This window comes from Cryobacterium sp. TMT1-19 (genome assembly GCF_004403055.1).
Classification (GTDB): domain Bacteria; phylum Actinomycetota; class Actinomycetes; order Actinomycetales; family Microbacteriaceae; genus Cryobacterium; species Cryobacterium sandaracinum.
Window position 1 is genome coordinate 16,079 of record NZ_SOHB01000032.1, and the last position, 13,923, is coordinate 30,001.

The 13,923-nt window shown below is 69.5% G+C and carries 16 protein-coding genes and 1 pseudogene; 12 read left to right on the forward strand and 5 right to left on the reverse strand.

What is annotated here, in order from left to right:
• Positions 1–43: 43 nt before the first annotated feature.
• The 10 genes from E3T40_RS16550 (at position 44) to E3T40_RS08365 (ending at position 7,634) form a co-directional block, all read left to right on the forward strand.
• Complete coding sequence (locus E3T40_RS16550) at positions 44–394, forward strand: hypothetical protein (protein WP_174843656.1); 351 nt, start codon at positions 44–46, stop codon at positions 392–394.
• A 31-nt stretch (positions 395–425) separates the two neighbouring features.
• A complete protein-coding gene (locus E3T40_RS08325) occupies positions 426–842 on the forward strand; it encodes a phage holin family protein (RefSeq protein WP_158252018.1) in 417 nt (138 codons plus the stop codon).
• Positions 832–1,155 (forward strand): DUF3618 domain-containing protein, encoded by a 324-nt coding sequence (locus E3T40_RS08330; RefSeq protein WP_134543123.1) that lies wholly within the window; start codon positions 832–834, stop codon positions 1,153–1,155. The genes E3T40_RS08325 and E3T40_RS08330 overlap by 11 nt, the downstream gene beginning before the upstream one ends.
• 69 nt (positions 1,156–1,224) lie before the next feature.
• Complete coding sequence (hemQ, locus tag E3T40_RS08335; protein WP_104194359.1) at positions 1,225–1,989, forward strand: hydrogen peroxide-dependent heme synthase; 765 nt, start codon at positions 1,225–1,227, stop codon at positions 1,987–1,989.
• Positions 1,989–3,083 (forward strand): ferrochelatase, encoded by a 1,095-nt coding sequence (locus E3T40_RS08340; protein WP_104169349.1) that lies wholly within the window; start codon positions 1,989–1,991, stop codon positions 3,081–3,083. The genes hemQ and E3T40_RS08340 overlap by 1 nt, the downstream gene beginning before the upstream one ends.
• Positions 3,080–4,033: a hydroxymethylbilane synthase gene (gene hemC / locus E3T40_RS08345; protein WP_134543124.1), complete on the forward strand. Its 954-nt coding sequence runs from the start codon at positions 3,080–3,082 to the stop codon at positions 4,031–4,033. The genes E3T40_RS08340 and hemC overlap by 4 nt, the downstream gene beginning before the upstream one ends.
• Positions 4,033–4,824: a uroporphyrinogen-III synthase gene (locus tag E3T40_RS08350; protein ID WP_134543141.1), complete on the forward strand. Its 792-nt coding sequence runs from the start codon at positions 4,033–4,035 to the stop codon at positions 4,822–4,824. Before hemC ends, E3T40_RS08350 begins: the two co-directional genes overlap by 1 nt.
• A gap of 43 nt (positions 4,825–4,867) precedes the next feature.
• Positions 4,868–5,854 carry a porphobilinogen synthase gene (hemB, locus tag E3T40_RS08355; protein ID WP_369828346.1) on the forward strand — a complete coding sequence of 329 codons (987 nt, stop codon included), beginning with the start codon at positions 4,868–4,870 and terminating at the stop codon, positions 5,852–5,854.
• Positions 5,854–7,182: a glutamate-1-semialdehyde 2,1-aminomutase gene (hemL, locus tag E3T40_RS08360; RefSeq protein WP_134543142.1), complete on the forward strand. Its 1,329-nt coding sequence runs from the start codon at positions 5,854–5,856 to the stop codon at positions 7,180–7,182. Before hemB ends, hemL begins: the two co-directional genes overlap by 1 nt.
• A 101-nt stretch (positions 7,183–7,283) precedes the next feature.
• Positions 7,284–7,634 (forward strand): hypothetical protein, encoded by a 351-nt coding sequence (locus E3T40_RS08365; RefSeq protein WP_104099932.1) that lies wholly within the window; start codon positions 7,284–7,286, stop codon positions 7,632–7,634.
• Between the two features lie 182 nt (positions 7,635–7,816).
• Here E3T40_RS08365 and E3T40_RS08370 read toward each other — a convergent pair whose 3' ends face one another.
• The 5 genes from E3T40_RS08370 to E3T40_RS08390 form a co-directional block, all read right to left on the reverse strand.
• Positions 7,817–8,833, reverse strand: a complete 1,017-nt coding sequence (locus E3T40_RS08370; protein WP_104170037.1) for an MDR family oxidoreductase — start codon at positions 8,831–8,833, stop codon at positions 7,817–7,819.
• Between the two features lie 34 nt (positions 8,834–8,867).
• Complete coding sequence (locus E3T40_RS08375) at positions 8,868–9,710, reverse strand: ABC transporter permease (RefSeq protein ID WP_104170038.1); 843 nt, start codon at positions 9,708–9,710, stop codon at positions 8,868–8,870.
• A complete protein-coding gene (locus E3T40_RS08380) occupies positions 9,707–10,627 on the reverse strand; it encodes an ABC transporter ATP-binding protein (RefSeq protein WP_134543125.1) in 921 nt (306 codons plus the stop codon). The genes E3T40_RS08375 and E3T40_RS08380 overlap by 4 nt, the downstream gene beginning before the upstream one ends.
• An 84-nt stretch (positions 10,628–10,711) precedes the next feature.
• Positions 10,712–11,926 (reverse strand): cysteine desulfurase-like protein, encoded by a 1,215-nt coding sequence (locus tag E3T40_RS08385; RefSeq protein WP_104170040.1) that lies wholly within the window; start codon positions 11,924–11,926, stop codon positions 10,712–10,714.
• A 79-nt stretch (positions 11,927–12,005) separates the two neighbouring features.
• Entirely contained in the window at positions 12,006–12,932 is a 927-nt protein-coding gene (locus E3T40_RS08390) for a rhodanese-related sulfurtransferase (protein ID WP_104170041.1), read from the reverse strand.
• A 120-nt stretch (positions 12,933–13,052) separates the two neighbouring features.
• Between E3T40_RS08390 and E3T40_RS08395 the strand changes: the two genes are divergently transcribed.
• Entirely contained in the window at positions 13,053–13,598 is a 546-nt protein-coding gene (locus tag E3T40_RS08395) for a YbhB/YbcL family Raf kinase inhibitor-like protein (RefSeq protein ID WP_134543126.1), read from the forward strand.
• A gap of 118 nt (positions 13,599–13,716) precedes the next feature.
• Positions 13,717–13,878 (forward strand): annotated as a pseudogene (locus tag E3T40_RS17030) (alpha/beta hydrolase); the annotation flags it as partial.
• Between the last annotated feature and the right edge of the window lie 45 nt (positions 13,879–13,923).

Below are 13,923 nucleotides of genomic sequence, written 5' to 3' on the forward strand. Positions count from 1 at the left end.
GGATACTCTGAGGGATACGTGCACCTTGAGGAATGGAGTGACAATGCGGGGAAAACTTCTGTTCATCACGGGTGGACTCGTCGGATACGTCCTCGGCGCGCGCGCCGGGCGCAAGCGCTACGACCAGATCGTGGCCGCGGCAGACAACCTATGGAACGCGCCGCCCGTTCAGCGCCGGGTGGACGAGGCCCGCGACTTCGCGCTCGAGCGGGTCGGGGATGTGCCGTCGGCACTCCTCGAGACCGGCAAGAAGATCGCCTCGGCCCTGCAGTCCAAGGCGTCCAAGACGTCCGGGACCAGTTACACCGTGCCGACGCCGACGCCGACGCCGACGCCGGCGACCGCAGCGCCGGCCGCACCGACGACGGTCGCCGACGACACCATCACGAAATAATCACCGCGACACTCCGAACGAAGGGGAAACTGTGAGAAACAGCGAATTCAACCCGAAGAGCCGGAAATCGACGTTCGACCTTCTCGGTGAGCTGCCCGGTCAGATCATCGCTCTGGTCAAGGCCGAACTCGAGGCGGCTAAGGCGGAGTTCGCCGGTAAGGCCAAGAACATCGGGCTGGGCATCGGGCTCTTCGTCGGGGCGGCCCTGTTCACGTTCTTCGCGGCTCTGGTGCTGGTCGCCCTCGCGGTCATCGCGCTTGCCCTCGTCCTGCCGCTCTGGCTCGCGACCCTGATCGTGGCGGTCGCCCTGTTGCTGCTCGCGCTCCTGTTGGGGCTGATCGGCAGAAACCGGCTGCAGGCCGGAACGTCATCGGATCCAGACGGCGTGACGGAAAGCATCCGTCGCGACGTCGACGCCCTCAAGGGAGTTGGCAAATATGAGCACTGAAGTGAACACGACGACACATGAGGCCGTCCGCGGGAGCGTCGAAGCTGTCACGGTTGAGGCCGTTCCGCGCACCAAGACCGAGTTGCGCGCCGAGGCCGCCCGTGCCCGCGTCGAACTCGCGCAAACGCTCGACGCGATCGAGTACAGGCTCAACGTGCCGAGGCAGTTGCGCGTGCGCTCGCGCCTGGTCAACGTGCGCCTGCGCGAACTCGGCGAGAAGAATCCCCTCGCACTGGCCGGCATCGTCCTGGGCGCGGCCACGGTCGCGGTGGGCGCCGTCTGGCTCGGTGTCAGGGCCGTGCAGCGCCGCTGAGGCCAACGGAAGCCGGTACCCGACCGCGCAGTTTTGGCTCTCGCGGCAAAGGAGTAGAGACTAGTAGTTATGACTCACCCGGCTGCCGGAGAGGCAGTAAACCCACCTCACTCCACCACCTCTGCCGAGACCCACGGAACGACTGACGCGCCAGACGCGTCGCCGCAGGGTTTCACGCTCTTCGCTGTGCTGCGCAAAGATCCGAGCAACCCGGACGACCTCGACGGCCACGATGTGCCCCGAGCCGTCCTGGAGCTCGACGACGTCATCGGTCTGGTTGAGGCCGAGGGCGTCACCGTCCGCGGCTTCTACGACGTCTCCGGGCTCCGCGCCGACGCCGACGTGATGATCTGGACCCACGCACCGGACGCCGAGACCCTGCAGTGGGCCCACCGCCAGCTGCGTCGTAGCCGCCTCCTCAAGAGCCTCCTGCCGACCTGGAACGCCATGGGCGTGCACCGCGACGCCGAGTTCAACAAGAGCCATGTGCCTGGGTTCCTGCGCGGAGTGGAGCCGAAGGGCTGGCTGACCCTCTACCCGTTCGTGCGCAGCTACGAGTGGTACCTGCTGCCGGAGGCCGAGCGCAGCGCCATGCTCGCCGACCACGGCCGCAAGGGCGCGGCCTTCCGCGGAGCCATCGCCAACACCGTCTCCTCGTTCGCCCTCGGCGACTACGAGTGGCTGCTGCCGATCGAAAGCGACGAGCTCACCGAGCTCGTCGACCTGATGCGCGAACTGCGCAACACCGAGGCGCGCCGCCACGTGCGCGAAGAGGTCCCGTTCTACACCGGCCGCCGCATCTCGACGGCCGAACTGGTGGAGGTTCTGCAGTAATGACTACCTACGATGCCATCCTGCTCGCCGGCTTCGGCGGCCCCGAGGGTCAGGACGATGTGATTCCGTTCCTGCGCAACGTCACCGGCGGGCGCGGCATCCCCGAGGAGCGCCTCGAAGAGGTCGCCAAGCACTACCGCCACTTCGGCGGGGTCAGCCCGATCAACGACCAGAACCGTGTGCTTCGCGCCGCGCTCCAGGCCGAACTCGAACGCCGCGGCATCGACCTGCCCGTGCTCTGGGGCAACCGCAACTGGGCACCCTACCTGCGCGACACCATCAGCGAGGCCAACGACAACGGCCAGACCCGGCTCCTGGCCATCGCCACCAGCGCCTACAGCTCCTACTCCGGCTGCCGCCAGTACCGCGAGGACTTCGCGGCCGCGCTGACCGCGACCGGGCTGGAGGGCGTGGTGCACATCGACAAGGTGCGCCAGTTCTTCGACCACCCCGGATTCGTCACCCCGTTCGTGACCGCCCTCCAGAAGGGGCTCGCGGATGTCGCGGCCCAGGTCCCCGGAATCGACCTGGCCACCGAGGTCGAAATCCTGTTCTCGACCCACTCGATCCCGATGACCGACGCCAACAAGAGCGGCCCGGCCGAGCGCGGCTTCGGCGAGGGCGGCGCCTATGCGGCGCAGCACCTCGCCGTCGCCCAGAAGGTCATGGTCGGGGTGGACACCCCGTGGCAGCTGGTCTTCCAGTCCCGCAGCGGGCCGCCCACCATGCCGTGGCTCGAGCCCGACATCAACGACGCCATCGCGTTGCTGCCGGAGCGGGGCATCCGTGCCATCGTCATCGTGCCGCTCGGCTTCGTCAGTGACCACATGGAGGTCATGTGGGACCTCGACAACGAGGCCACCGAGACCGCCGGGGACCTCGGCCTGGTGTCCGTGCGGGTGCCGACGCCCGGCGTCGACCCGGCCTTCGTGAGCGGGCTCATCGACCTGGTTGAGGAGCGCATGAACGACACCCCCGCCGACGCTCGTCCGCACGAGACCGACCTCGGACCCTGGTACGACGTCTGCCGCCCCGGTTGCTGCGAGAACGTGCGCCTGGGCTTCAAGCCGGCCGTCGCCGGGATGGCTCCGTGAGCCTGATCCGCGTCGGAACCCGTGGCAGCGCGCTCGCCCTGGCGCAGACCACTGCGATTGCGAACCGCATCGCGACCGCGTCCGGCTCCGAGGTCGAAATCGTCACGGTCACGACGCACGGCGACACCTCCCGCGAGTCTTTGTCAAGCCTGGGCGGCACGGGCGTCTTCGCCAGCGCCCTGCGGGAGTCGCTCCTGGCCGAAGAATGCGACGTCGTCGTGCATTCCTTCAAGGATCTGCCGACGGCCGCCTACCCGGGCCTCCGAATCGGCGCCACCCCGAAGCGTGCGGATGCGCGCGACGTGCTGTGCGCCCGCGATGGGCTGAACCTGACCACGCTGCCCGAGGGCGCGCGAGTCGGCACAGGGTCACCGCGCCGGGCCGCCCAGCTGCGATCGCTGCGCCCGGACCTGGACGTCGTGGACATCCGTGGCAACGTGGAGACCCGTCTGAACCGTGTGGCCGAGGGCGACCTCGACGCCGTCGTGCTCGCCGCCGCGGGCCTCAGCCGGCTGGCGCTGCTCGAGTCCGTGGACGGCGAATACCTGGAACTGTCGGATTGGCCGACCGCACCCGGTCAGGGCGCGCTCGCGCTCGAGGTGCGCGACGGGAAGCTCGACCGTACTCTCGCCACGGCCCTCACTGCGATCAATCACTCGACCAGCCAGACCACCGTCATGGCCGAGCGTCTGGTGCTGGAGCGGCTCGAAGCCGGCTGCGCCGCGCCCATCGGCGCCATGGCCGCGATCGACGACGGGCTCCTGTTCCTCACCGCCACGGTGTACAGCCCGGACGGCTCCCGCAGCCTCGTGAGCTCCCATGCCGCCACCCCCGACTCCCACTCCATTGCGCACCTGGCCGAAGCCGCGCAAGACGTGTCCAACCGTGTTTCGTGCGACCTACTCGCCGGCGGCGCTGCCGACTTCGCCCCGATGAAGGTGACTTCGTGATGAACTCGCGCTACAAGACGAAAACCAGCCTCGCCAAGCCGCTCACCGGCTGGCGGGTCCTCGTGCCGCGCGGCGGCCCGTGGGGCGACCACGTCGCCGCCGACCTGCGTTCCAAGGGCGCCCAGCCGATCGTGGCCCCCATGATCAACTTCGCCCCGACCGACGACGCCCCCGCGCTTGAGGCCGCCCTGGCACGCCTCGCGGCGGGCGACTTCGACTGGATGACCGTGACCAGCGCCACGACCGTCGACGTTCTGTCGTCGCACCGTGCCGTCGTGGCCGCGTCCACGCGCATCGCGGCGGTCGGCGAGACAACGGCCGCGGCCCTGATCGCGGCCGGTTACCGGGTCGACATCGTCCCCTCCGAAGACAACTCGGCTCGCGGACTCCTCGAGGAGTGGGAAACGGCCACCTCGGGCCAGGTGCCGCTGCGCATCCTCACTCTCCGCTCGGAAATCGCCAAGCCGCTGCTGACCGAGGGGCTGCGCCGGATCGGCCACGACGTCGAATCGGTCGTCGCATACCGCACCATCGGCGTCCCGGTCGACCAGAGCGTCGTCGCGGACGTCGCGGCCGGCACTGTCCAGGCCCTGCTCGTCACCTCCGGAAGCGTGGCGCAGCAGGTGCAGGACCAACTCGGGCCGATCCCCGAATCGACCGTGGTGGCCTGCATCGGGCCGCGCACGGCGCGGGATGCGGCGGCCATCGGCCTGCGCGTAGACGTCGTGGCCGACTCGCCCAGCGCCGAGTCCTTGATCCAGGCCCTGGTGCACGTCGCCCAGTCCCGCTGACGGTTCGCGCGCGCCCGGCCCGGCGACGTAGGGTTGATGGGTGATAAACCCCGTCATCCGCCCGCGACGGTTGCGCACCACTCCCGCGCTCCGCCGCCTGGCCAGCGAAATCCGTCTGCACCCCTCCGAATTGGTTCTTCCGATGTTCGTGCGGGAGGGCAGCGGCGACCCGATGCCGATCCAGTCGATGCCCGGGGTGGTTCAGCACACCATTGACAGCGCCCGACGGGCGGTGACCGAGGCCGCGGAAGCGGGCATCGGCGGCGTCATGCTCTTCGGGGTGCCGACCGTGCGCGACGCCGTCGGCTCCGGGGCGACCGATCCCGACGGCATCCTCAACGCCGCCACCCGCGCGCTGGCCGACGAGGTCGGCGACGCCCTCGTCGTGCAGACCGACCTCTGCCTCGACGAGTTCACCGACCACGGCCACTGCGGATTGGTCGGCGCAGACGGCAGCGTCGACAACGATTCCACCCTCGAGCGCTACTGCGACATGGCGCTCGTGCAGGCGGCCTCCGGCTCGCAGCTGCTCGGCCTGAGCGGAATGATGGACGGCCAGGTTGCCGCCGTGCGCCAAGCGCTCGACCAGAACGGCTACGTCGATACGGCCGTGCTCGCCTACTCGGCCAAGTACGCCTCGGCCTTCTACGGTCCCTTCCGCGACGCGGTGGAGTCAACCCTCGACGGTGACCGGCGCAGCTACCAGCTCGACCCGGCGAACCGCCGGGAGGGCGTGCGCGAGGCCCGGCTCGACATCCAGGAGGGCGCCGACATCGTGATGGTGAAGCCCGCCGGCAGCTATCTCGACGTGCTCGCCGAGGTCGCCGCCGTCAGTGACGTTCCGGTCTGGGCCTACCAGGTGTCCGGTGAATACGCGATGATTGAGGCCGCAGCCGCCCACGGCTGGATCGACCGCCGCCGGGCCGTCGAGGAGTCCGTGCTCAGCATCCGTCGCGCCGGAGCGGACGCCGTGCTCACCTACTGGGCGGTCGAACTGGCCACCTGGTTCAACGAAAGACAGGCCCGATGATGTCCCGCAACGACGATCTTTTCGCCCGCGCGCAGCGCGCCATCCCCGGCGGAGTGAACTCACCCGTTCGGGCCTTCCGGTCGGTCGGGGGAACCCCGCTGTTCCTGGTTAAAGCGAAGGGCGCCTACGTCACCGACTCGGACGGGCGTGAATACGTCGACCTGGTCAGCTCCTGGGGCCCGGCCATCCTCGGCCACGCCCACCCGGAGGTCGTGCAGGCGGTGCAGGATGCCGCCGCGCTCGGACTGTCCTTCGGTGCCTCTACGCCCGGCGAGACCATCCTGGCCGAACTGATCGAGGAACGCGTCGGCGCGGTCGAGAAGCTGCGCCTGGTCTCGACCGGCACCGAGGCCACCATGACGGCCATCCGTCTGGCCCGCGGTTTCACCGGTCGTGACCTGCTGATCAAGTTCGCCGGGCATTACCACGGTCACTCGGACGGACTGCTGGCTCAGGCAGGGTCCGGCCTGGCCACGTTGGCCCTGCCCGGCTCGGCCGGGGTCACGGCAGCGACGGCCGCGCAGACCCTCGTGCTGCCGTACAACGACCTGGATGCCGTACGAGTCGCCTTCGAGGCGCACCCGGGCCGGATCGCCGCCGTGATCACCGAGGCGGCGGCGGCGAACATGGGTGTCGTGGCTCCCGACGCCGGCTTCAACGCCGCGCTCACCGCCCTCGCGCACGAGCAAGGCGCGCTCCTGATCATCGACGAGGTCCTCACCGGCTTCCGGGTGCATCCGGCCGGCTACTGGGGACTGGACACCATGGGCCAGGGGCAGGCGGACTACACGCCGGACCTGTTCACCTACGGCAAGGTCATCGGCGGAGGCCTGCCGGTGGCGGCCCTCGGTGGTCGCGCCGACGTGATGGACTTCCTGGCTCCGAATGGCCCGGTCTACCAGGCCGGCACGCTCTCCGGGAACCCGGTGGCGGTCGCCGCCGGCATCGCCACCTTGCGGGCCCTGGACGAGAGCGTCTACGAGCGCATCGACGCCACCGCGCTGCTGCTCTCCGAGGCCGTCTCCGCCGCCTTCTCGGCCGAGGGCGTCGCGCACAGCGTGCAGCGGGCCGGCAACCTGTTCAGCTTCGTATTCGGTGCCGAAGCCGCCGCCAGCGCGCCTCGGGACTACGCTCAGGTGCAGCGCCAGGAGACGTTCCGCTACGGTCCGTTCTTCCACTCCATGCTGGATCAGGGCGTTTCGCTGCCGCCGTCCGTGTTCGAGGCCTGGTTCGTCTCCAACGCCCACGACGAGAGCGCGGTCGGCTGGATCCTCGACGCCCTCCCTGCCGCAGCGAAGGCCGCGGCCGCCGCGACCCCGCAGGTGTGACCCGCAGGTGTGACCCGCAGGTGTGACCCGTACACCCGGGAGTTATTCCTTTGTGAGGTTCCGACAGGTGGATTTCGTCCCGGAACAGGCAGACTAGACGCATGGCTTCCCTCCGCGTTCACCCTGACCGGCTTGAGATCCACCTCACGAAAGCGGAGAAGACCCTCGCCCTGCGGCGCGAGGACATCGTCGTACCGCGGGGGAACATCCGTTCGGTGACGATCACGGATGACCCGTGGATCTGGATCCGCGGGATCCGTTCTCCCGGGGTGGGCCTGCCGCTGGTGGTCGCGGTGGGCACCTGGAAGTTCCGCGGCGGCAAGGACTTCCTGGCGATCAAGCGCAAGCGCCAGGCGGTCGTGATCGACCTCATTGACGATGAGTTCTCCCGGGTGATCCTGACCACCAACCACGCCCCGGACCTGATCGCGTCGCTCAAGCTCGGCGGTTGACCGTCCCACTGGTCGAGCACGTCCGCTGTCGAACCGATTCGACGGAGATTTTACCGATTCCGGACTGAAACGGATGTTTAGGGCCTGTTTTGAGCAAAATCTCCGTCGAATTCGTTCGGGACGACGTTGAGCCGCAGCGGCAGCGGCAGCCGCAGCCGCAGCCGCAGCCTCGGAGACGCGTGCTAGCGGCGCACGTCGACGACGGTGCGACCGTGCATGATGCCCGCGAGGATGCCCGCGGCGGCACTGAAGCTCGCCTCCAGCGGGATCACCTGGGTGAGCTGGTCGAGCAGGCTCAGGTCGAGGTCCGTGGCGAGGCGCTGCCAGGCCTCTTCGCGCTGGGCGAGCGGAGCCTCGACCGAATTGATCCCGATCAGGCTGACGGCGCGCAGGATGAAGGGCATGACCGTGGCCGGAAGGTCGGCCCCCTGGGCCAGGCCGCAGGAGGTGACCACTCCGCCGTAGTTCGTCTGGGCGAGGACGTTGGCGAGGGTGGCGCTGCCGACCGAATCGACGGCCCCGGCCCAGCGCTGGCCCTGCAGCGGTTTGCCGGCCTCGCTGAGGGTGCGGCGATCGACGAGTTCGACGGCGCCGAGCCCGCGCAGGTAGTCCCCGAGCTCGTCGATGCGGCCGGTTGACGCGTGCACCTGGAAGCCGCGGGCGGCGAGCAGTGCCACGGCAACACTGCCGACCCCGCCGGCCGCGCCGGTCACGAGCACGGCACCGGATTCCGGTGTGACTCCACCCCGTTCGAGGCCAAGCACGGACAGCATGGCGGTCAACCCGGCCGTGCCGATCGCGGCGGCCCGTACGGCGTTGATACCGTTCGGCAGCCGCACCAGGGAGCCCCCCGACACGCGGGCCCGTTGGGCCAACCCGCCGTGGTGCGTCTCGCTCAGGCCGGCCCCGTTGAGGATGACCTGGTCTCCGGCCGACCAGCGCGGGTCGGCGCTCTGCTCGACCGTTCCGACCAGGTCGATCCCGGCGATCAGGGGCCAGGCGCGCACGACCCCGGGGCGGCCCATCAGGGCGAGCCCGTCCTTGTAGTTGATGCTTGAGTACTCGACCGCGATGGTGACGTCGCCGGCCATCAGGAAGCCGTCGTCAACCACGCGGAGGGCCGCGCTCTGCGTCTTCCGGCCCTCGGCATTTTCGATGCGGTCGACGACGATGGCCCGGAACTCAGTCTCAATACCCATGCGTCGAGACTACGCGGGCGCTCGGGTCAGGTGGTCAGGTGACGTCGCGCTTCCAGCTGACCGCATAGCCGATCACGGTCGCGGCGAGCATGTAGGCCAGGAGGACGAGCCCGCCTTGCCACCACTCGAGCAGCGCCGCCGGGGTGCCTCCCGGCGCGGCGAGGGTGAAAAAGCTCGCGCCGACCAGGGCATCGGAGGCGGCCCCCGGCAGGTAGTTGCCGATCCCTCGCGTCACGTCGGTGAACAGGGATGCGAAGCGCAGCAGCGGTTCGACGAACTGGGTGAAGGCGAGCACGATGACGATCGACGCCACCTGGCTATGCACGAGCACGCCGAGGCCCACACCGATGGTCGACCAGATGGCCATGGCGAGCACCGTGCGGCCGATCAGCGCCCAGGTAGCGCTATCGGCCAGCAGCGGGTCGACGTCGAACGCGTTGATGACGAGCGCGCCGACGCCGACGGATGCGAGCAGCGCGACGACCCCGAAGACCGCGCCGACCACGAAGAGAGTGATCGTCTTGGCCCCGAGCACCTGGGCCCGCCGGGGATTGGCGAGGAACGTGGGGGTGAGGGTCTGGTGCCGGAATTCGCCCGTGGTGGCGAGGGCCCCGAGCAGAACCGGGAAGACATAGCCGACGGATGACGCGAAGCTGTAGATCAGGGGTGGGAGGCTGCCGAACCCGGCGAGTCCCTGGGATCCGGTACCGGCGGCATCCGGGCTGATCGCGCCGCTCTCGATCCCCGCGAACAGCGCCGAGAGGCCGCCGGCGAGCAGGGCGATATAACCGAACATGACCGCGGCGAGGACCCACCACAGGCGCGTTGTGCCGAGCTTGGCGAACTCGGCGCCGAGGGCGCGGCTGAAGGACGTCATCGCGACTCGCCTCCGTTTCCGTTTGCGTTGCCGTTCACGAGGGCGAGGAAGGCCTCCTCGAGCCCCTTCCTCTCCCGGTGCAAAGCGCTGAGTTCCACGCCGGCCGAGAACGCGATGTGGCCGATCAGGGCCGGGTCGGGCGCAGCGGCGAACAACCCGGTGCGCCCGGTGGAAAACTCGATGCCGGCCTGGCTGAGGGCGGCCTCAAGAGCCGTGCGGTCGGGGGAGTCGACCAGGATGCGCGGCGCCGCCTCGGTCTCGAGGCTCGACAGGGTGCCTCGGTGCACGAGAGCTCCGTCGGCGATGATGATCACGTCGTCGACGCTCTGCTGCACCTCGGAGAGCAGGTGGGAGCTGACCAGGACCGTGCGCCCCTCATCGGCCATGGTGCGGAGGAAGCCGCGGATCCATTTGATCCCCTCCGGGTCGAGCCCGTTGATCGGCTCGTCCAACACGAGCACGCCGGGGTCGCCGAGCAGGGTGAAGGCCAGGCCGAGCCGCTGCCGCATGCCGAGCGAGAAGCCGCCGACACGCTGGGCGCCGTGTGCGCCGAGGCCGACCGTGTGCAGCACCGCGTCGATGTGGGCGGAGGGCAGCCCCGCCGCGATGGCGTAGACCGCCAGGTGGTTCCGGGCACTGCGGCCGGGATGGAAGCTGGCTGCCTCCAGGGCGGCCCCGACGGTCTGCAGCGGGCGCGGCAGGTCACGGTAGCGGATGCCGTCGATGGTGGCCGTGCCGGACGTGGGCGTGACCAGCCCGAGCAGCATGCGCAGCGTGGTGGTCTTTCCGGCGCCGTTGGGGCCGAGAAAGCCGGTGACCCGGCCGGGCTCCACGGTGAAGGACAGGTTGTCCACCGCGGTGACGCTGCCGAACGTCTTGGTGATGTTGCTGAACTCGATGACCGCGCCGACCGGCATCCGTTCCCCCTTCGTTGCTGGTAGTCCCTCGCTGATAGTCGTTCGCTGGGATCTGGTTCCAGCCTAGGGGCGGAGACGACCGGGTCAGGTGACGCGGAGGAAGACGCGCAGTGCGGCGAGCAGCCGGGCCACCTCATCGACGGTGTTGTAGGGGGCGAGGCCGATCCGCAGGCCGCCACGGTCGCCGAGTCCGAGGTGCCGGGAGGCTTCGAGGGCGTAGAACGAGCCGGCGGGGGCGAGGATGCCCTGCTTGCACAGGTGGCGGGACGCATCCGCGGTGTCGTGGCCGGCGAACGTGACCAGCACGGTGGGTGTGCGCACGGCAGCCCTCGAGTGCAGTCGCGCCCCCGGCAGCTCCGCCAGGCCGGCCTCCAGTTCGCCGCGCAGGGTCTCCTCGTGGTGTTCGAGAGCCTGGGACGAGCGGATCAGGCGCTCCCGCCGAGAGGCCCCGGCCGGCGCGGAGTCGCCGAGGCCGGCGAGGAATTCGACGGCGGCCGTGACCCCCGCCATCGTCTCGTAGGGGAGCGTGCCCAGCTCGAAACGCTCGGGCACCTGGTCGCTCGAGGGCACCAGCTTGTCGGGATATATCGTTTCGAGCAGCGCGGGCGCGGAAGCGAGAATCCCGCAGTGCGGACCGAAGAACTTGTAGGCCGAACAGACGAAGAAGTCCGCTCCCAGCGCCACGACGTCCACCGACGCGTGCGGCGTGTAGTGCACGCCGTCGACGTAGAGGAGCGCGTCGACGGAATGTGCGAGCCGGGCGATCGCCGCCACCGGCGGGCGGGTGCCGATCAGGTTGGAGGCGGCGGTCACGGCTACCAGCCGGGTGCGCTCGCTGAGGACCGCGGCGATGTCCGGGACGCTCAGCTCACCGGTGGCCGGGTCGAAGTCCGCCCAACGCACCGTGGCGCCGGCCCGGTCGGCGGCCTGCATCCACGGGCGGATGTTCGCGTCGTGGTCGAGCCGGGTGACCACGACCTCGTCGCCCGGGCCCCATCCGGCGGACAGGGCGTTCGCCAGGTCGTAGGTCAGCTGCGTGGCGCTGCGTCCGTAGACGATTCCGCGTTCTTCGGCGCCGAGCAGATCCGCCATGGCGCTCCGGAACCCGGTGACGGCGTCCTCCGCGTTCTGCTGGGAGGTACTTCCGGTTCCCCGGATCGAGAGCGGCCCGGTCAGGGTCGACGCGATCGCGGAACCGACCGCCAGCGGGGTCTGGGTGCCGCCCGGGCCGTCGAAGAAGGCCGTGCCGGTGGCGAGGGCGGGAAAGCTGGGTCGGATCGTCTGCGCATCAAAGGTCACAGTGCATCCAATCACGGCCCCGCCTCCTGCCCCGGGGAAGTAGCATGTCGGCATCTGCGAAAGGGCGCACCGCGGCCGGTCAGGCCCCGGTGTGCGCGTCAGCGTGGGCGGTGGCGTGGGCCGCGCACGCCGGGGTCTTGGCAGCGACGCAGCCCGGGCAGACGACGAGCTGTTCCCGGCAGGAGGCATCTCGGCAGTTGAGCAGGTTCTTCGTCGGTTCACCGCACACCAAGCAGCGCCCGATCACGGCGGTGTGGTCGCTGAAGTCCAGCGACATCCGCTGGTCGAAAACGTAGAGCGAACCGTTCCAGAGGCCGTCGTCGCCGAAGGCCTCGCCGTAGCGCACGACGCCGCCGTCAAGCTGGTAGACCTCGCCGAAGCCGCGCTCCTTCATCAGGGAACTGAGCACCTCGCAGCGGATGCCGCCGGTGCAGTAGGTGACGACGGGCTTGTCCTTGAGGTGGTCGTACGTGCCGCTCTCCAGCTCAGCCACGAACTCGCGGGTGTTGGCGACATCCGGCACGATCGCGTTCTGGAAGCGGCCGATTTCGGCCTCGAACGCGTTGCGGCCGTCAAAGAAAACGACCTCGTCGCCGCGCTCACCGATGAGGGCGTGCAGCTCGGCCGGGGAGAGCTTGGCGCCGCCGCCGACCACGCCGCCGGCGTCGACGCGCAACTCGCCGGGTGCGCCGAAGCTCACGATCTCATCCCGCACCTTCACGACCAGCCGGGGGAAGTCGAGGCTCAAGCCCTGCTCATCGAGCCCGGTGCCCTCGCTCCACTTGACGTCGAGATTCTTGAACGGGGCGTAGTCCCGAGTCTTGCGCAGATAGCGCTTGATCGCGGGAAGGTCGCCGCCGACGGTGCCGTTGAGGCCGTCGGTGGAGATCAGGATTCGCCCGCGCAGGCCCAGCGATTCGCACAGGTCTCGCTGCCAGAGACGCACGGCCTCGGGGTCGGCCAGCGGGGTGAAGACGTAGTAGAGCAGGATCTTCGGAATAGCCACCGCGCCATTTTACCGAGTTCGCCGGCTGGTATTCGGCTGATATCCGGGTGGGTGCCTGGGTGGGGGGGCGCGGGCCGGGTGGCCGGTTGGCTAAGCTTCTGGCAACCAATTGGAGGCCCAATGGCCCAGAACGATCCTCTCGCCCGGTTCGGCGCTGTACCGCTATTCACGCTGACGAGCACGGACATGACCGACGGAGTGCCCCTCACCGCGGCGCAGTACGGCACCGCCTCCGGCGGCCGGAACCTGTCCCCGCACCTGGAGTGGTCGGGATTCCCGGCCGACACGAAGAGTTTCGCGGTGACCCTGTACGACCCGGACGCTCCGACCGGGTCCGGATTCTGGCATTGGGCGGTCGTCAACCTGCCGGCCGACTGCGTGGCCCTGCCCGCAGACGCCGGCGCTCCGGGCGGCCGGCTGCTGCCGAGGGGTGCCGTGACCCTGCCCAATGAAGGCCGTCAGTCGGCTTTCGTCGGCGCGAGCCCTCCGGCCGGCACCGGCACGCACCGGTACCAGTTCATCGTGCACGCGGTCGACGTGGCCCGGCTCGACATCGACCCGGACTCCACGCCGGCCGTGCTGGGGTTCAACCTGCACTTCCACACCCTGGCGCGCGCGGTGCTCGAGGCCACGGGTGTGCACGGAGGAGCCGCCCACAACCCCTGAGCCGAGGTCTTCTCAGGTTGTCCACGGGCGTTTCTCCTCCGGTTCTCGGGTGATCCAGATCTGCAGCCCCACCCGATGAACCGCCCGTCGCAGCCCCGCAATTCGCGCGCCGGGGCCGCTGCCGGTCTACGTCTACTTCCACGGCGGCGGCTGGACCTCGGGCGACAAGGCGCCGCTGACGGAGTACGCGGCCAGCCAGGCGGTCGACGGCATGATCGTCGTCAACGCGAACTACCGGATGGCGACGCGCTTCCAGCTGAAGCACATGTTGGACGACGGCAACGAGGTGTTGCGTTGGGTGGCCCGCCACATCGAGGAGTTCGGC